This is a genomic window from Pseudomonas karstica (genome assembly GCF_009707515.1).
GTDB classification, from domain to species: domain Bacteria; phylum Pseudomonadota; class Gammaproteobacteria; order Pseudomonadales; family Pseudomonadaceae; genus Aquipseudomonas; species Aquipseudomonas karstica.
On record NZ_WLYI01000020.1, the window covers coordinates 68365 to 87229 of the forward strand.

General features: G+C 59.8%; 15 protein-coding genes. 14 read left to right on the top strand and 1 reads right to left on the bottom strand.

The features are described from left to right. Window positions 1-17: 17 nt before the first annotated feature. The 14 genes from aceA (at window position 18) to nuoN (ending at window position 16934) form a co-directional block, all read left to right on the top strand. Window positions 18-1343 (top strand): isocitrate lyase, encoded by a 1326-nt coding sequence (aceA, locus tag GIR22_RS15615; protein ID WP_154744202.1) that lies wholly within the window; start codon window positions 18-20, stop codon window positions 1341-1343. A gap of 652 nt (window positions 1344-1995) precedes the next feature. Next, the gene (locus GIR22_RS15620) at window positions 1996-2409 is read left to right on the top strand and encodes an NADH-quinone oxidoreductase subunit A (RefSeq protein ID WP_077045930.1); all 414 of its coding nucleotides are present in this window, start codon (window positions 1996-1998) and stop codon (window positions 2407-2409) included. A gap of 10 nt (window positions 2410-2419) precedes the next feature. After that, window positions 2420-3094: a NuoB/complex I 20 kDa subunit family protein gene (locus GIR22_RS15625; protein ID WP_154744203.1), complete on the top strand. Its 675-nt coding sequence runs from the start codon at window positions 2420-2422 to the stop codon at window positions 3092-3094. A gap of 73 nt (window positions 3095-3167) precedes the next feature. Beyond that, window positions 3168-4952 carry an NADH-quinone oxidoreductase subunit C/D gene (nuoC, locus tag GIR22_RS15630; RefSeq protein WP_154744204.1) on the top strand — a complete coding sequence of 595 codons (1785 nt, stop codon included), beginning with the start codon at window positions 3168-3170 and terminating at the stop codon, window positions 4950-4952. Between the two features lie 2 nt (window positions 4953-4954). After that, window positions 4955-5452, top strand: coding sequence for an NADH-quinone oxidoreductase subunit NuoE (nuoE, locus tag GIR22_RS15635; RefSeq protein ID WP_154744205.1), 498 nt, complete (start codon window positions 4955-4957; stop codon window positions 5450-5452). Further along, complete coding sequence (gene nuoF / locus GIR22_RS15640) at window positions 5449-6804, top strand: NADH-quinone oxidoreductase subunit NuoF (protein ID WP_154744206.1); 1356 nt, start codon at window positions 5449-5451, stop codon at window positions 6802-6804. The genes nuoE and nuoF overlap by 4 nt, the downstream gene beginning before the upstream one ends. A gap of 134 nt (window positions 6805-6938) precedes the next feature. After that, entirely contained in the window at window positions 6939-9653 is a 2715-nt protein-coding gene (gene nuoG / locus GIR22_RS15645) for an NADH-quinone oxidoreductase subunit NuoG (protein ID WP_154744207.1), read from the top strand. Further along, window positions 9650-10657 (top strand): NADH-quinone oxidoreductase subunit NuoH, encoded by a 1008-nt coding sequence (gene nuoH / locus GIR22_RS15650; RefSeq protein WP_154744208.1) that lies wholly within the window; start codon window positions 9650-9652, stop codon window positions 10655-10657. The genes nuoG and nuoH overlap by 4 nt, the downstream gene beginning before the upstream one ends. A gap of 11 nt (window positions 10658-10668) precedes the next feature. Beyond that, window positions 10669-11217: an NADH-quinone oxidoreductase subunit NuoI gene (gene nuoI, locus GIR22_RS15655; protein WP_003174725.1), complete on the top strand. Its 549-nt coding sequence runs from the start codon at window positions 10669-10671 to the stop codon at window positions 11215-11217. Between the two features lie 9 nt (window positions 11218-11226). Then, window positions 11227-11730 carry an NADH-quinone oxidoreductase subunit J gene (gene nuoJ, locus GIR22_RS15660; protein WP_154744209.1) on the top strand — a complete coding sequence of 168 codons (504 nt, stop codon included), beginning with the start codon at window positions 11227-11229 and terminating at the stop codon, window positions 11728-11730. Window positions 11731-11732: 2 nt separating this feature from the next. Next, complete coding sequence (gene nuoK / locus GIR22_RS15665) at window positions 11733-12041, top strand: NADH-quinone oxidoreductase subunit NuoK (RefSeq protein WP_003174727.1); 309 nt, start codon at window positions 11733-11735, stop codon at window positions 12039-12041. Then, window positions 12038-13891, top strand: a complete 1854-nt coding sequence (gene nuoL, locus GIR22_RS15670) for an NADH-quinone oxidoreductase subunit L (protein WP_154744210.1) — start codon at window positions 12038-12040, stop codon at window positions 13889-13891. Before nuoK ends, nuoL begins: the two co-directional genes overlap by 4 nt. Window positions 13892-13930: 39 nt before the next feature. Further along, window positions 13931-15463: an NADH-quinone oxidoreductase subunit M gene (nuoM, locus tag GIR22_RS15675; protein ID WP_154744211.1), complete on the top strand. Its 1533-nt coding sequence runs from the start codon at window positions 13931-13933 to the stop codon at window positions 15461-15463. 7 nt (window positions 15464-15470) lie between these two features. Next, on the top strand, window positions 15471-16934 hold the full coding sequence (gene nuoN, locus GIR22_RS15680) for an NADH-quinone oxidoreductase subunit NuoN (protein WP_154744212.1): 1464 nt from the start codon (window positions 15471-15473) through the stop codon (window positions 16932-16934). A gap of 123 nt (window positions 16935-17057) precedes the next feature. On the opposite strand, the gene GIR22_RS15685 is transcribed toward nuoN, so the two are convergent. After that, window positions 17058-18800: an ABC transporter substrate-binding protein gene (locus GIR22_RS15685; RefSeq protein WP_154744213.1), complete on the bottom strand. Its 1743-nt coding sequence runs from the start codon at window positions 18798-18800 to the stop codon at window positions 17058-17060. Window positions 18801-18865 lie beyond the last annotated feature (65 nt).

An 18865-nucleotide genomic window follows, 5' to 3' on the forward strand; every position in this document is an offset into this window, starting at 1 on the left:
TGACGAGGTTTTTCCCCATGGCACTGACACGCGAACAGCAAATTGCAGCCCTTGAAAAAGACTGGGCTGAAAACCCACGCTGGAAAGGCGTGACACGCGCTTACTCCGCTGCTGACGTCGTCCGCCTGCGTGGCTCGGTTCAACCTGAGCACACCTTTGCAAAACTGGGCGCCGAGAAGCTGTGGAACCTGGTCACCCAGGGTGCCAAGCCGTCCTTCCGTCCCGATAAAGATTTCGTCAACTGCATGGGCGCCCTGACCGGTGGCCAGGCTGTGCAACAAGTCAAAGCCGGTATCCAGGCGATATACCTGTCGGGCTGGCAAGTGGCGGCAGACAACAACTCGGCCGAATCCATGTACCCGGACCAGTCGCTGTACCCGGTGGACTCCGTGCCGACCGTGGTCAAGCGCATCAACAACTCATTCCGTCGCGCCGACCAGATCCAGTGGAAAGCTGGCAAGAATCCAGGTGACGAAGGCTACATCGACTACTTCGCACCCATCGTGGCCGACGCTGAAGCCGGTTTCGGCGGCGTACTGAACGCCTACGAGTTGATGAAGAGCATGATCGAGGCAGGTGCTGCTGGCGTTCACTTCGAAGACCAGCTTGCGTCAGTGAAGAAATGCGGCCACATGGGCGGCAAGGTACTGGTTCCGACCCAGGAAGCCGTGCAGAAGCTGACCGCGGCCCGCCTGGCGGCTGACGTTGCCGGCACACCCACCATCATCCTGGCCCGTACCGACGCCAACGCGGCTGACTTGCTGACTTCGGACTGCGATCCGTACGACCAGCCGTTCGTGACTGGCGAGCGAACCCAGGAAGGTTTCTACAAAGTACGCGCCGGCCTCGACCAGGCTATCGCTCGCGGCCTGGCCTACGCGCCATACGCCGACCTGATCTGGTGCGAAACTGCCAAGCCGGACCTGGACGAAGCCCGTCGCTTCGCCGAAGCAATCAAAAAGGAATACCCGGACCAACTGCTGTCGTACAACTGCTCGCCTTCCTTCAACTGGAAGAAGAACCTGGACGATGCAACCATCGCCAAGTTCCAGCGCGAACTGTCCGCCATGGGCTACAAGCACCAGTTCATCACCCTGGCCGGCATTCACAACATGTGGCACAGCATGTTCAACCTGGCACACGACTACGCCCGCAACGACATGACTGCCTATGTGAAGCTGCAAGAGCAGGAATTCGCTGACGCCGCCAAGGGTTACACCTTCGTGGCGCACCAGCAAGAAGTGGGTACTGGGTACTTCGACGACATGACCACCGTGATCCAGGGTGGCTCTTCCTCGGTGACCGCGCTGACCGGCTCGACCGAAGAAGAACAGTTCCACTGAGTGACCTGAGCAAACGGCCATTGCGGATCCGTTAAAGAGCTAACCGCAGTGCCGCACGATCTGACGCCCCGACTGGTTCGGGGCGTTTTTTTGCCCGAGAGAACACCGCCAGCCAACTGTAGGAGCGAGCTTGCTCGCAAAGTAGGTTAACGAAGATTCGGGAAACCGGAAGAAACGCGGCGGCCTCGATTTTTTCGCGAGCAAGCTCGCGCCTACAGAGATTGCGTCCACCTTTGGATTTTGCGCAAAAGATTGACCTAGGGCGGTATTGGCTTCGGATAAATCGGTTAAAAGATCCGCTTTACCAACTGGTGCCAAACGGGCAAGTAACAACAACTTCCCACGCTATGTGCCCAACACCTGCTTAAAACCCACGCAAACAACATTCATTATCATTTAGAGCAACAAAATCTCGTTACACCTTAAACAAAACATATTTGATGAAAAGCCTGCTAATGCCCACGGCTCAAGGCCTACAGCCCCAAGAAGGTGCACTATGTCCTTATTCCGTCGAATAATTTCGCTATAGGAATTTTACTTGCCCGGTGTTTACCCATAAAATCACGCCGATTGATTGCGCTGCGACATATCGTCACTGCTTTATTTCTTTATCACGCTCAGAGACCCTTGCTCTCTGTTAAGGATTACCAGCATGCCCGAAGCGACAGGACTCATGGCCCACAACTGGGGCTTTGCCATTTTCCTTCTAGGCGTCATCGGCCTTTGTGCCTTCATGCTCGGCGTATCCAGCCTCCTGGGGTCAAAAGCCTGGGGTCGCAGCAAAAACGAACCGTTCGAGTCCGGCATGCTGCCTACAGGTGGCGCCCGCTTGCGGCTCTCAGCCAAATTCTATCTGGTCGCGATGCTCTTCGTGATCTTCGATATCGAAGCCCTCTTTCTCTTTGCCTGGTCTGTGTCCGTCCGCGAAAGCGGCTGGACCGGATTCGTCGAAGCTCTCGTTTTCATAGCAATTCTGTTGGCAGGCCTTGTCTACCTATTTCGAGTGGGCGCCCTTGACTGGGCGCCGGAAGCTCGTCGCAAGCGGCAAGCGAAGCTGAAACAATGAGGCTTTGGCGATGCAATACAATCTCACCAGGATCGACCCGGATGCTCCTAACGAGCAGTACCCCATCGGCGAACGGGAAACTGTTTCCGATCCGTTAGAAGACCAAGTCCACAAAAACATCTACATGGGCAAGCTGGAAGACGTGCTGAACGGCGCGGTCAATTGGGGACGTAAGAACTCCCTGTGGCCGTACAACTTCGGCCTGTCCTGCTGCTACGTGGAAATGACCACCGCCTTCACGGCGCCCCACGACATCGCGCGCTTTGGCGCCGAAGTTATCCGGGCATCGCCGCGCCAGGCGGACTTCATGGTTATCGCCGGTACCTGCTTTATCAAGATGGCGCCGATCATTCAGCGCCTCTACGAGCAAATGCTCGAGCCGAAGTGGGTTATCTCCATGGGTTCGTGCGCCAACTCCGGTGGCATGTACGACATCTACTCCGTGGTTCAGGGGGTGGACAAGTTCCTGCCCGTGGACGTCTACGTGCCTGGCTGCCCGCCCCGCCCTGAAGCATTCCTGCAAGGCTTGATGCTGCTGCAGGAATCGATTGGCAAGGAGCGTCGCCCACTTTCCTGGGTTGTCGGAGATCAAGGCGTATACCGCGCCGAGATGCCGTCACAAAAGGAGATGCGCCGCGAACAGCGTATTCAGGTCACCAACCTGCGCAGCCCCGACGAAGTCTGATCCAGTGCCGCTTCTTTTTATAGAACGAAAACCTGGCTTCATTCTTTACGTTGACCGAAAGCGATAAAAAACCATGACTACAGGCAGTGCTCGACGCATCCCGCCTTACAAGGCAGACGACCAGGATGTGGTCGTCGAACTCAATAACCGTTTTGGCCCTGACGCCTTCACCGCCCAGGCCACGCATACCGGTATGCCGGTGCTGTGGGTGGCGCGTGCCAAGCTTGTCGAGGTCCTGACCTTCCTGCGCAACCTGCCCAAGCCGTATGTCATGCTCTATGACCTGCATGGCGTGGATGAGCGTCTGCGTACCAAGCGCCAGGGCTTGCCGAGCGGTGTCGACTTCACAGTGTTCTATCACCTGCTGTCGATCGAACGTAACAGCGACGTGATGATCAAGGTCGCCCTGTCTGAAAGCGACCTGAGCGTACCGACCGTGACCGGTATCTGGCCAAACGCCAACTGGTACGAGCGTGAAGTCTGGGACATGTTCGGTATCGACTTCCCGGGCCACCCGCACCTGTCGCGCATCATGATGCCACCGACCTGGGAAGGTCACCCGCTGCGCAAGGACTTCCCGGCCCGTGCCACTGAATTTGATCCATACAGCCTGACCCTGGCCAAGCAACAGCTGGAAGAAGAAGCCGCGCGCTTCCGCCCAGAAGACTGGGGCATGAAGCGCTCCAGCACCAACGAGGACTACATGTTCCTCAACCTGGGCCCGAACCACCCTTCGGCCCACGGTGCCTTCCGCATCATCCTGCAATTGGACGGCGAAGAAATCGTCGACTGCGTGCCGGACGTTGGCTACCACCACCGTGGTGCCGAGAAAATGGCCGAGCGCCAGTCCTGGCACAGTTTCATCCCGTACACCGACCGTATCGACTACCTCGGCGGCGTGATGAACAACCTGCCTTACGTGCTCTCGGTCGAGAAGCTGGCGGGCATCAAGGTTCCGGACAAGGTCGACACCATCCGCATCATGATGGCCGAGTTCTTCCGGATCACCAGCCACTTGCTGTTCCTGGGTACCTATATCCAGGACGTCGGCGCCATGACCCCGGTGTTCTTCACCTTCACCGACCGTCAACGGGCCTACAAGGTCATCGAAGCCATCACCGGTTTCCGCCTGCACCCGGCCTGGTACCGCATCGGCGGTGTGGCCCACGACCTGCCGAACGGCTGGGAGCGCCTGGTCAAGGAATTCATCGACTGGATGCCCAAGCGTCTGGACGAGTACCAAAAAGCCGCGTTGGACAACAGTATTCTCAAGGGCCGGACCATCGGCGTCGCCGCCTACAACACCAAAGAGGCCCTGGAGTGGGGCGTCACCGGTGCTGGCCTGCGTTCGACCGGTTGCGATTTCGACCTGCGTAAAGCGCGCCCGTACTCCGGCTACGAGAACTTCGAATTCGAAGTCCCGCTGGCTGCCAATGGCGATGCCTACGACCGTTGCATCGTGCGCGTCGAAGAAATGCGCCAGAGCCTGAAAATCATCGAGCAGTGCATGCGCAACATGCCGGCCGGCCCTTACAAGGCGGATCACCCGCTGACCACGCCGCCGCCCAAAGAGCGCACGCTGCAGCACATCGAAACCCTGATCACGCACTTCCTGCAAGTTTCGTGGGGCCCGGTGATGCCGGCCAACGAATCCTTCCAGATGATTGAAGCGACCAAGGGTATCAACAGTTATTACCTGACGAGCGATGGCGGCACCATGAGCTACCGCACCCGGATTCGCACCCCAAGCTTCCCGCACTTGCAGCAGATCCCTTCGGTGATCAAAGGCGAGATGGTCGCGGACTTGATTGCGTACCTGGGTAGTATCGATTTCGTTATGGCCGACGTGGACCGCTAAGCATGAATAGCACGCTTATCCAGACAGACCGTTTCACCTTGAGTGAAACCGAGCGCTCGGCCATCGAGCACGAGCTGCATCACTACGAAGACCCGCGCGCGGCGTCGATCGAAGCCTTGAAGATCGTCCAGAAGGAACGTGGCTGGGTGCCGGACGGCGCCCTCTACGCCATCGGCGAGATGCTCGGCATCCCCGCCAGCGACGTTGAAGGTGTGGCGACGTTCTACAGCCAGATCTTCCGCCAGCCGGTTGGCCGCCACATCATTCGCGTGTGCGACAGCATGGTCTGCTACATCGGCGGCCACGAGTCCGTGGTCAGCGAGATCCAGAACAAGCTGGGCATCGGCCTCGGCCAGACCACCGCGGACGGGCGCTTCACCCTGCTGCCGGTGTGCTGCCTGGGCAACTGCGACAAGGCGCCGGCGTTGATGATCGACGACGACACATTCGGTGACGTGCAGCCTGCTGGCGTCACCCAATTGCTCGAGGGCTACCCATGACCCTGACTTCCTTCGGCCCGGCCAACCTTATAAAGCGTTCGGCCGAGACTCACCCGCTGACCTGGCGCCTGCGTGACGACGGCGAAGCCGTTTGGCTTGACGAGTACCAGGCCAAGAACGGTTATGCCGCCGCGCGCAAAGCCTTCGCCGACATGGCCCAGGACGATATTGTCCAGACCGTGAAAGACGCAGGCTTGAAAGGCCGCGGCGGTGCAGGCTTCCCCACTGGTGTGAAATGGGGCCTGATGCCCAAAGACGAATCCATCAACATCCGCTACTTGCTGTGCAACGCGGATGAAATGGAGCCGAACACCTGGAAAGACCGCATGCTGATGGAGCAACTGCCCCATCTGCTGATCGAGGGCATGCTGATCAGCGCCCGCGCGCTGAAAACCTACCGTGGCTACATCTTCCTGCGTGGCGAGTACACCACCGCCGCCAAGCACCTGAACCGTGCCGTGCAAGAAGCCAAGGCAGCAGGCCTGTTGGGCAAGAACATCTTAGGTTCCGGTTTCGACTTCGAATTGTTCGTGCACACCGGCGCCGGGCGTTATATCTGCGGTGAAGAAACCGCACTGATCAACTCCCTCGAAGGCCGCCGAGCCAACCCGCGTTCCAAGCCGCCCTTCCCTGCCGCCGTTGGCGTGTGGGGCAAGCCGACCTGCGTGAACAACGTTGAAACCCTGTGCAACGTACCGGCAATCATTGCCGACGGCGTCGACTGGTACAAATCGTTGGCCCGTGAAGGCAGTGAAGACATGGGCACCAAGCTCATGGGCTTCTCCGGCAAGGTCAAGAACCCGGGTTTGTGGGAACTGCCATTTGGTGTCACAGGCCGTGAGCTGTTCGAGGACTACGCCGGCGGCATGCGCGACGGCTATACCTTGAAAGCCTGGCAGCCTGGCGGCGCCGGCACCGGTTTCCTGTTGCCCGAGCACCTGGACGCACAAATGTATGCCGGCGGCATCGCCAAGGTTGGCACCCGTATGGGTACCGGCCTGGCCATGGCGGTGGACGACAGCGTCAACATGGTTTCCTTGCTGCGCAACATGGAGCAGTTCTTCTCCCGCGAATCCTGTGGTTTCTGCACCCCTTGCCGCGATGGTTTGCCATGGAGCGTCAAGCTCTTGATGGCCATCGAGAAAGGTGAAGGCCAACCCGGTGATATCGAGACCCTGCTGGGTCTGGTCGGTTTCCTCGGCCCAGGCAAGACCTTCTGTGCTCACGCACCGGGCGCCGTGGAGCCATTGGGCAGCGCCATCAAATACTTCCGCTCGGAGTTCGAAGCCGGCATCGCGCCCAAAAGCGCCGCCGTCCCGCCTCTGGCAAAGCCGATCGTAGTCGGCGCGTAACGTTTAAAAAAGCAAGGGTCCGTGCCCGCAGCTTTCTCATGTGATGACGCCTTAACGGCTGTGTTGATTCACATGAATAACAAGATTCCATTAGCCACGCCCGCTGACAACGGGCCAACGAAGAACTTTGAACCATGGCCACTATCCACGTAGACGGCAAAGAGCTCGAAGTCGATGGGGCAGACAACCTGTTACAGGCGTGTCTGTCGCTAGGCCTCGACATCCCATATTTCTGCTGGCACCCCGCCCTTGGCAGCGTTGGCGCTTGCCGCCAGTGCGCGGTCAAGCAGTACACCGACGAGAACGACACCCGTGGTCGCATCGTCATGTCCTGCATGACCCCCGCCACCGACGGCAGCTGGATCTCCATCGAAGACGAAGAAGCGAAAGTGTTTCGCGCCAGCGTCGTTGAATGGTTGATGACCAACCACCCCCACGACTGCCCGGTCTGTGAGGAAGGCGGTCACTGTCACCTGCAAGACATGACGGTGATGACCGGCCACAACGAGCGCCGCTATCGTTTTACCAAACGCACTCACCAGAATCAGGACCTGGGCCCGTTCATTTCCCATGAAATGAACCGCTGCATCGCCTGCTATCGCTGCGTGCGTTTCTATAAAGACTACGCGGGCGGCACCGACCTGGGCGTATTCGGCGCACACGACAACGTGTACTTCGGTCGCGTTGAAGACGGCGTGCTCGAAAGCGAGTTCTCCGGCAACCTCACCGAGGTCTGCCCGACCGGTGTGTTCACCGACAAAACTCACTCCGAGCGCTACAACCGTAAGTGGGACATGCAGTTCTCGCCAAGCATCTGCCATGGTTGCTCCAGCGGTTGCAACATCTCCCCGGGCGAGCGTTACGGCGAACTGCGCCGGATCGAAAACCGCTTCAACGGCTCGGTCAACCAGTACTTCCTGTGCGACCGTGGCCGTTTCGGCTATGGCTACGTCAACCGCGAAGACCGCCCGCGCCAGCCGCTGCTGGCAGATGGCGCCAAGCTGAGCCTGGACGACGCGCTGGATAAAGCCGCCGACCTGCTGCGCGGTCGCAACATCGTCGGTATCGGTTCGCCCCGCGCCAGCCTCGAAAGCAACTACGCGTTGCGCGAGCTGGTGGGCGCCGAGCACTTCTACTGCGGTATCGAAGCCGGTGAGCTGGAGCGCATCCGCCTGGTCCTGCAAGTGCTGAACGACAGCCCACTGCCCGTTCCGAACATGCGCGACATCGAAGACCACGACGCAATTTTCGTCCTCGGTGAAGACCTGACCCAAACCGCTGCTCGTGTGGCGCTGTCCCTGCGCCAGTCGGTAAAAGGCAAGGCCGAGGACATGGCCGACGCCATGCGCGTCCAGCCATGGCTCGACGCCGCGGTGAAAAATATCGGCCAGAACGCGTTGAACCCGCTATTTATCGCAAGCCTGGCTGACACCAAGCTCGACGACATCGCCGAAGAATGCGTACACGCAGCGCCCGACGACCTGGCCCGCATCGGTTTCGCCGTGGCCCACGCCCTCGACGCCAGCGCCCCTGCCGTCGAAGGCCTGGACGCCGAAGCCCTGGAACTGGCCAAGCGCATCGCCGACGCCCTGTTGGCAGCCAAACGTCCATTGATCATTGCCGGTACCTCCCTGGGTTCCAAGGCGCTGATCGAAGCCGCCGCCAACATCGCCAAGGCCCTGAAGCTGCGCGACAAGAACGGCTCCATCAGCCTGATCGTGCCGGAAGCCAACAGCCTCGGCCTGGCCATGCTGGGTGGTGAATCGGTAGACGCCGCGCTGCAAGCCGTGATCGACGGCAGTAGCGATGCCATCGTGGTGCTGGAAAACGATCTGTACACCCGCACTGATTCGGCCAAGGTCGACGCAGCGCTGAACGCGGCCAAAGTACTGATCGTTGCCGACCATCAGAAGACCACAACCAGCGACCGCGCCGACCTGGTTCTGCCAGCCGCCAGTTTTGCTGAAGGCGACGGTACCCTGGTCAGCCAGGAAGGCCGCGCCCAGCGTTTCTTCCAGGTCTTCGATCCTAAGTACATGGACGCCAGCATCCTGGTTCACGAAGGCTGGCGCTGGCTGCATGCCCTGCGCGCCACCCTGCTGAATCAACCGATCGACTGGCCCCAACTCGACCACGTCACCGCAGCCGTCGCCGCAAGCACGCCGCAACTGGCGCGTATCGTCGATGCCGCACCGTCCGCCGCGTTCCGCATCAAGGGCATGAAACTGGCCCGTGAACCGCTGCGTTACTCCGGTCGTACCGCCATGCGCGCCGACATCAGCGTGCACGAACCGCGTACCCCGCAAGACAACGACACCGCGTTTTCCTTCTCCATGGAAGGTTATTCGGGTTCGGTCGAACCGCGTCAGCAAGTACCTTTCGCCTGGTCTCCAGGCTGGAACTCGCCGCAAGCCTGGAACAAGTTCCAGGACGAAGTCGGTGGTCACATCCGCGCTGGCGACCCGGGCACCCGCCTGATCGAAAGTGCTGGTGACTCGCTGAACTGGTTCGCCGCTGCCCCACGTCCGTTCAACCCGGCCCAGGGTACCTGGCAGGTCGTGCCGTTCTTCCACCTGTTCGGCAGCGAAGAGAACTCTTCTAAAGCCGCGCCGGTACAAGGGCGCATTCCAGAAGCCTACGTATCCCTGGCCAAGTCCGAAGCCGATCGCCTGGGCGTCAACGACGGTGCCTTGCTCAGTTTGACCGTAGCAGGCAAGACCTTGCGTCTGCCGCTGCGCATCAACGAAGAGCTGGGCGCTGGCCTGGTTGCACTGCCAAAAGGCATCGCCGGCATTCCTCCGGCAATCTTTGGCCAAACCGTTGACGGTCTGCAGGAGGCAGCGCAATGACCTGGTTCACCCCTGAAGTGATCGACGTGATCATCGCGGTGGTCAAGGCCATCGTGATCCTGTTGGCCGTGGTCGTCGCGGGCGCTCTGCTCAGCTTCGTCGAACGTCGCCTGCTGGGCTGGTGGCAGGACCGTTACGGCCCGAACCGCGTTGGCCCGTTCGGCATGTTCCAGATCGCCGCCGACATGCTGAAAATGTTCTTCAAGGAAGACTGGACACCGCCGTTTGCCGACAAGGTGATCTTCACCCTGGCACCGGTGGTGGCCATGAGCGCCTTGCTGATTGCCTTCGCGGTCATCCCGATCACCCCGACCTGGGGCGTGGCGGACCTGAACATCGGCTTGCTGTTCTTCTTCGCCATGGCCGGCCTGTCGGTCTACGCGGTGCTGTTCGCCGGTTGGGCCAGCAACAACAAGTTCGCCCTCTTGGGTAGCTTGCGGGCCTCCGCACAAACCGTGTCCTACGAAGTGTTCATGGGCCTGGCGCTGATGGGCATCGTGGTACAGGTTGGCTCGTTCAACATGCGCGACATCGTCGAGTACCAGGCGCAGAACCTGTGGTTCATCATTCCGCAGTTCTTCGGTTTCTGTACCTTCTTCATCGCTGGCGTGGCCGTGACTCACCGTCACCCCTTCGACCAGCCGGAAGCGGAACAGGAACTGGCCGATGGTTACCACATTGAATACGCCGGCATGAAATGGGGCATGTTCTTCGTCGGTGAGTACATCGGCATCATCTTGATCTCGGCCCTGCTGGTCACGCTGTTCTTCGGCGGCTGGCACGGACCGTTCGGCATCCTGCCGCAACTGGCTTTCTTCTGGTTCTTCTTGAAGACCGCGTTCTTCATCATGCTGTTCATCCTGCTGCGCGCTTCCATCCCGCGCCCACGGTATGACCAGGTGATGGATTTCAGCTGGAGATTCTGCCTGCCGCTGACCCTGATCAATTTGCTGGTGACTGCTGCCGTTGTGTTGTGGAACACGCCAGCGGGCGCGGTTCAGTGAGGATTTGACCCATGTTCAAATATATTGGCGACATCGTTAAGGGTACCGGTACCCAGTTGCGAAGCCTGGTGATGGTGTTCGGTCACGGCTTTCGCAAACGCGACACCCTGCAATACCCGGAAGAAGCGGTGTACCTGCCGCCGCGCTATCGCGGCCGTATCGTGCTGACCCGCGACCCCGACGGCGAAGAGCGTTGCGTAGCCTGTAACCTGTGCGCCGTGGCGTGCCCGGTGGGCTGCATTTCGCTGCAGAAAGCAGAAACCGAAGACGGTCGTTGGTACCCGGACTTTTTCCGCATCAACTTCTCGCGCTGCATTTTTTGTGGCCTCTGCGAGGAAGCCTGCCCGACCACCGCGATCCAGCTGACACCGGATTTCGAGATGGCCGAGTTCAAACGTCAGGACCTGGTGTACGAGAAAGAAGATCTTTTGATTTCCGGTCCCGGTAAAAACCCTGATTACAACTTCTATCGTGTTGCAGGTATGGCCGTTGCCGGTAAGCCAAAAGGCGCCGCACAAAACGAAGCCGAACCGATCAACGTGAAGAGCTTGCTGCCTTAAGGAAGAAAGATGGAATTCGCTTTCTATTTCGCATCGGGTATTGCAGTAGTGTCCACGCTTCGCGTGATCACCAACACCAACCCCGTGCACGCCCTGCTCTACCTGATCATTTCGCTGATCGCCGTGGCCATGACCTTTTTCGCACTCGGCGCACCGTTCGCCGGCGTGCTGGAAGTGATCGCCTACGCTGGCGCCATCATGGTGCTGTTCGTGTTTGTGGTGATGATGCTCAACCTGGGGCCGGCTTCGGTCGCCCAGGAACGCGTCTGGCTCAAACCCGGCATCTGGCTCGGCCCGGTGATCCTGGCAGCCCTGCTGCTGGCTGAACTGCTGTATGTGCTGTTCGCTCACCAGAGCGGCCAGGCCATCGGCCACACCACCGTAGACGCCAAGGCCGTGGGCATCAGCCTGTTCGGTCCGTACCTGCTGGTGGTCGAACTGGCTTCGATGCTGCTGCTCGCGGCAGTCATCACGGCCTTCCACTTGGGCCGCAACGAAGCCAAGGAGCAATGACGATGCCTGCTATCCCTTTGGAGCATGGTCTGGCGGTCGCCGGCATCCTGTTCTGCCTTGGCCTGGTCGGCCTGATGGTTCGCCGTAACATTTTGTTCGTGTTGATGAGCCTGGAAATCATGATGAACGCCGCGGCACTGGCGTTCATCGTGGCAGGTGCGCGTTGGGGACAACCGGATGGACAAGTCATGTTCATCCTGGTGATCAGCCTGGCAGCCGCCGAAGCCAGCATTGGCCTGGCGATCCTGCTGCAACTGTATCGTCGCTTCCACACGCTTGATATCGACGCTGCCAGTGAGATGCGCGGATGAACATGATCTTTCTGACTTTCGTATTTCCCCTGCTCGGTTTCCTGCTGCTGTCGTTCTCCCGTGGACGCTGGTCGGAGAACCTCTCGGCGCTGATCGGTGTGGGCTCCATTGGCCTGTCGGCGATTGTCGCCGCCTACGTCATCTGGCAATTCAACGTCGCGCCTCCGGAAGGCGGTCATTACACCCTGGTGCTGTGGCAGTGGATGTCGGTGGAGGGCTTCAAGCCCGACTTCGCCCTCTATGTCGACGGCCTGTCGATCACCATGCTCGGCGTGGTGGTGGGTGTAGGCTTCCTGATTCACCTGTTCGCATCCTGGTACATGCGCGGTGAGGCCGGTTACTCGCGCTTCTTCGCGTACACCAACCTGTTTATCGCCAGCATGCTGTTCCTGGTGCTGGGCGATAACCTGTTGTTCCTGTACTTCGGCTGGGAAGGCGTGGGTCTGTGCTCGTACCTGTTGATCGGTTTCTACTACAGCAACCGCAACAACGGTAACGCGGCACTCAAGGCCTTCATCGTGACCCGGATCGGCGACGTGTTCATGGCCATCGGCCTGTTCATCCTGTTCCAACAGGTAGGCACGCTGAATATCCAGGAGCTGCTGGTGCTGGCACCGCAGAAATTCCAGGTCGGCGACTTCTGGATCACCCTGGCGACCCTGATGCTGCTGGGTGGTGCTGTCGGTAAGTCGGCGCAACTGCCACTGCAAACCTGGCTGGCGGACGCAATGGCCGGCCCTACCCCGGTGTCGGCACTGATCCACGCCGCAACGATGGTAACCGCCGGTGTCTACCTGATCGCCCGTACCCACGGCCTGTTCACCCTGGCGCCGGAAGTCCTGCATCTCGTTGGCCTGGTGGGTGGCGTGACCCTGGTACTGGCCGGTTTTGCCGCGCTGGTACAGACCGACATCAAGCGTATCCTCGCCTACTCGACCATGAGCCAGATCGGCTACATGTTCCTGGCCCTGGGCGTCGGCGCCTGGGACGGGGCGATCTTCCACCTGATGACCCACGCCTTCTTCAAGGCCTTGCTGTTCCTTGCTTCCGGTGCGGTGATCGTTGCCTGCCACCACGAGCAGAACATCTTCAAGATGGGCGGCCTGTGGAAGAAACTGCCGCTGGCCTACACCAGCTTCATCGTCGGCGGCGCAGCCTTGTCGGCCCTGCCACTGGTGACCGCAGGTTTCTATTCGAAAGACGAAATCCTCTGGGAAGCCTTTGCCAGCGGTAACCAGGGTCTGCTGTACGCCGGTCTGGTGGGTGCGTTCATGACCTCGCTGTACACCTTCCGCCTGATCTTCATCACCTTCCACGGTGAAGCCAAGACCGAAGCGCATGCAGGCCACGGCATCTCTCACTGGCTGCCACTGTCGGTGCTGATCATTCTGTCGACCTTCGTCGGCGCCATGATCACTCCGCCACTGGGCGGTGTACTGCCACAAAGCGTCGGCCATGCCGGCGGTGCCGACAAACACAGCCTGGAAATCGCCTCGGGGGCCATCGCCCTGGCAGGTATCCTGCTGGCGGCCCTACTGTTCCTTGGCAAGCGTCGCTTCGTCACTGCCGTTGCCAACAGTGGCATTGGCCGCTTCCTCTCGGCCTGGTGGTTCGCTGCCTGGGGCTTCGACTGGATCTACGACAAACTGTTCGTCAAGCCTTACCTTGCCATCAGCCATGTACTGCGCAAAGACCCGTTTGACCAGACCATCGGTTTGATCCCGCGCGCCGCCAAGGCCGGCCACACCGCCCTGAGCCGCAGCGAGACTGGACAATTACGTTGGTATGCAGCCTCCATGGCCGCCGGTGCCGTGTTGGTGATCGGCGCCATCGTTGTGGTAGCGGTCTGATATGAACTTTGCGAACTTGCGAAAGGAAACGAGCCCGTCATGATTCTGCCCTGGCTAATCCTGATCCCTTTTATCGGCGGCCTGCTCTGCTGGATGGGCGAGCGCTTCGGCGCTACCCTGCCCCGCTGGATTGCGTTGCTGACCATGTCCCTGGAACTCGCACTCGGCCTCTGGCTGTGGGCCCACGGCGACTATTCACTTGCTCCGGCGCCTGGCGCCGATCCGACCTGGGCCATCGAGTTCAAACACGTCTGGATCGAGCGCTTCGGCATCAACGTGCACCTGGCCCTCGATGGCCTGTCGCTGCTGATGATCCTGCTGACCGGTCTGCTGGGTATCCTCTCGGTACTCTGCTCCTGGAAAGAGATTCAGCGTCATGTGGGCTTCTTCCACCTGAACCTGATGTGGATCCTGGGCGGCGTGGTCGGCGTATTCCTCGCCCTCGACCTGTTCATGTTCTTCTTCTTCTGGGAAATGATGCTGGTGCCGATGTACTTCCTCATCGCGCTCTGGGGTCACAGTTCTTCGGATGGCAAGAAAACCCGGATCTACGCGGCGACCAAGTTCTTCATCTTCACCCAGGCTTCCGGCCTGATCATGCTGGTGGCGATCCTGGGTCTGGTACTGGTCAACTTCAACAACACCGGCGTGATTACCTTCAACTACGCCGACCTGTTGAAAACCCAGATGTCGCTCACCACCGAGTACATCCTGATGTTGGGCTTCTTCATCGCGTTTGCGGTGAAGCTGCCGGTGGTGCCGTTCCACTCCTGGTTGCCTGACGCTCATGCCCAGGCGCCGACCGCAGGTTCCGTGGACCTGGCGGGTATCCTGTTGAAGACCGCTGCTTACGGCCTGCTTCGTTTCGCCCTGCCGCTGTTCCCGAACGCCTCGGCCGAGTTTGCGCCGATCGCCATGACCCTGGGTCTTATCGGGATCTTCTACGGTGCGTTCCTGGCCTTCGCGCAAACCGACATCAAGCGTCTGATTGCCTTCTCGTCCGTTTCCCACATGGGCTTCGTACTGATCGGCATCTACTCCGGCAGCCAGTTGGCCTTGCAAGGTGCCGTGATCCAGATGCTGGCCCACGGTGTTTCGGCAGCCGCGCTGTTTATCCTCAGTGGTCAGTTGTACGAGCGCCTGCATACCCGTGACATGCGTGAAATGGGTGGTGTGTGGTCGCGTATCGCCTACCTGCCGGCCATCAGCCTGTTCTTCGCCGCTGCGTCCCTGGGCTTGCCGGGTACCGGTAACTTCATCGGCGAGTTCCTGATCCTGATGGGTGCGTTCGTGCAGACACCGTGGATCAGCGCCATTGCCACCTCCGGCCTGGTGTTCGGTTCGGTTTACTCGCTGATCATGATCCACCGTGCCTATTTCGGCCCGGCCAAGTCCGACACCGTCCTGCAAGGGATGGATGCTCGCGAACTGATCATGGTGCTCGGCCTTGCGGTATTGCTGATCTACATCGGCGTGTACCCGCAACCGTTCCTGGATACTTCTGCCGCGACGATGCATGGCGTGCAGCAGTGGTTCAGCACCGCCTTCTCTCAACTCGCTTCGGCCCGGTAAGAGCGCTATGGAATTCACGATCCAACACTTTATCGCGCTTGCGCCGCTGCTGATCACCAGCCTCACCATCGTGGTGGTGATGCTGGCGATCGCCTGGCGCCGCAATCACTCGCAAACGTTCCTGCTGTCCACCGCCGGCCTGAACCTGGCCTTGCTGTCGATCATCCCGGCACTCAAGGTTGCACCACTGGCGGTCACTCCGTTGATGATGGTCGATGACTTCGCGCTGCTGTACATCGCGTTGATCCTGGTTGCCACCCTGGCCTGCGTCACCCTCGCCCACGCCTACCTCGGCGAAGGCGGTACCGGCTACCCAGGCAACAAGGAAGAGCTGTACCTGCTGATCCTGCTGGCTGCAGCCGGCGGTATCGTGTTGGTCAGCGCGCAGCACCTGGCCGGCTTGTTCATCGGCTTGGAACTGCTGTCGGTCCCGACCTACGGCCTGGTGGCATACGCCTTCTTCAACAAGCGTTCCCTGGAGGCCGGCATCAAGTACATGGTGCTGTCGGCTGCCGGTTCCGCGTTCCTGTTGTTCGGCATGGCCCTGCTCTATGCCGAAGCCGGCAGCCTGAGCTTCAGCGGTATCGGTCACGCCCTGGCGTCCACCAGCATGCCTGCGCCAATCGCCCAACTGGGCCTGGGGATGATGCTGATCGGCCTGGCGTTCAAGCTGTCGCTGGTGCCGTTCCACTTGTGGACCCCAGACGTGTACGAAGGCGCCCCGGCGCCTGTCGCTGCGTTCCTGGCCACGGCCTCGAAAGTGGCGGTGTTTGCGGTAATGGTGCGCCTGTTCCAGATTTCCCCTGCGGCCAACACCGGCGTGCTGAGCAACGTACTGACCATCATCGCCATCGCGTCGATCCTGTTCGGTAACCTGCTGGCCCTGACCCAGAACAACCTCAAGCGTCTTCTGGGTTACTCGTCCATCGCCCACTTCGGTTACCTGCTGATCGCCCTGGTGGCGAGCAAAGGCCTGGCAGTGGAAGCGATTGGCGTGTACCTGGTCACCTACGTGATCACCAGCCTCGGCGCCTTCGGTGTGATCACGCTGATGTCCTCGCCTTATAAAGGCCGTGACGCTGACGCCTTGTACGAGTATCGCGGCCTGTTCTGGCGTCGCCCGTACCTGACCGCCGTACTGACCGTGATGATGCTGTCGCTGGCCGGTATCCCGCTGACCGCTGGCTTCATCGGCAAGTTCTACATCGTCGCTACCGGTGTTGAAGCCCACGAGTGGTGGTTGGTTGCCTCCCTGGTGCTGGGTAGCGCCATTGGCGTGTTCTACTACCTGCGCGTGATGGTCACCCTGTACCTGATCGAGCCAAACCTGCGTCGTGTAGACGCCGAGTTGCACTGGGAACAGAAAGCCGGCGGCGTGATGCTGCTGGCAATCGCCCTGCTGGCGTTCTTCCTGGGCGTGTACCCACAACCGTTGCTCACCCTGGTGCAGCATGCGGTGATGGCGGGTTGATCGCTTAGCGGCAAGCAGTAAACAGAACGGCACCTTCGGGTGCCGTTTTGCGCTTCTGGGGACTGCGCGATACCCAAACAGAAACGGCACCTTTCGGTGCCGTTGCTTTATCCAGGGTTACGTTTACTTACGCGCCGCCTCCCAAGACTTGAGCAGGTCGGCATAATTCACGGTTTCACCCTTGGGCTTCTCATTCGCCAGTTTCGGCTTCGGCGCGCCGGGCTGGTCGAACCAGTATTGCGCATCCCGCTCGGCATTCATCTTCGGCCCGCACACCGGTTGCACCTTGGCGCGCTCCAGCCGCGTCATGATCGCGTCCTGCTCCTTGGCCAGATTATCGAGGGCCTGTTGCGGGGTTTTCTCGCCGCTGGCGGCAGCCGCGATGTTGCTCCACCACAGTTGCGCCAGGCGTGGGTAATCCGGCACGTTGGTGCCGGTCGGCGTCCACTGCACCCGCGCTGGGCTACGGTAGAACTCCACCAGGCCACCGAGTTTCGGCGCCATATCAGTCATGGCCTGGGAGTTGATGTCAGACTCACGAATCGGCGTCAGACCAACGATGGTTTTTTTCAGCGACACGGTTTTCGAGGTCACAAACTGCGCGTAGAGCCAGGCCGCGAGTTTTTGTTTTTCTGGCGTGGACTTGAGGAAGGTCCAGGCGCCCACGTCCTGATAACCGAGCTTCATGCCCTCCTCCCAGTACGGTCCGCGTGGCGAGGGAGCCATGCGCCATTTTGGCGTGCCGTCGGCGTTCACCACCGGCAGGCCTGGCTTGGTCATGTCGGCGGTAAACGCGGTGTACCAGAATATCTGCTGGGCAATATTGCCCTGTGACGGCACCGGCCCGGACTCGGAGAAGGTCATGCCCGCCGCTTCCGGTGGTGCATAGGCTTTCATCCAATCCACGTATTTTTGCGTAGCAAACACTGCCGCCGGGCCGTTGGTGTCGCCGCCACGGGTGACGCTGGAACCCACTGGATGGCAATCCTCGACACGAATCCCCCACTCGTCCACCGGTAAGCCGTTGGGCAAGCCTTTGTCGCCACCACCGGCCATGGAGAACCAGGCATCGGTAAAGCGCCAGCCCAGGGAAGGATCTTTCTTGCCGTAGTCCATGTGTCCATAGACGCGTTTGCCGTCGATTTCCTTGACGTCTTCGCTGAAGAACTTGGCGATGTCTTCATAGGCCGACCAGTTCACCGGCACGCCTAATTCATAGCCGTACTTTTCCTTGAACTTGGCTTTCAGGTCCGGCCGCTCGAACCAGTCGGCACGGAACCAGTACAGGTTGGCGAACTGTTGGTCGGGCAACTGGTAGATCTTGCCGTCCGGCGCAGTGGTGAAAGAGATACCAATAAAGTCCTTGAGGTCCAGGGTCGGCGACGTGAAGTTTTTGCCTTCATTGGCCATCAGGTCGGTGATGGCTTCAGTCTTGCCATAGCGAAAGTGCGTGCCGATCAAGTCCGAGTCATTGACCCAGCCGTCATAGATATTCTTGTCGGACTGCATCTGGGTTTGCAGTTTCTCCACCACATCGCCTTCCTGCAGCAAGTCGTGGGTCAGCTTGATCCCGGTGATTTCACTGAAGGCCTTGGCCAGCACCTTGGATTCGTATTCGTGAGTGGTGAGGGTTTCCGACACCACATTGATATTCATCCCACGAAACGGCTCGGCGGCCTTGATAAACCACTTCAGCTCTTCCAACTGCTGGGCTTCGGTGAGGGTGGACGGTTTGAACTCACTGCCGATCCACTTTTTCGCGGCATCTTCGTATGCATCGGCCCAGGCCGCAGCACTCAGGCCGCTGAGCGCAAAGACGGCGGCCAATGAAATGCTATGTCGCAGCTTATTGTTTTTATCGAACATAGAGACCTCCTGGTTAGTTCAAAAAGGGGACTACAAACGCCACCCGCTCCTTGTAGGAGAAAGCT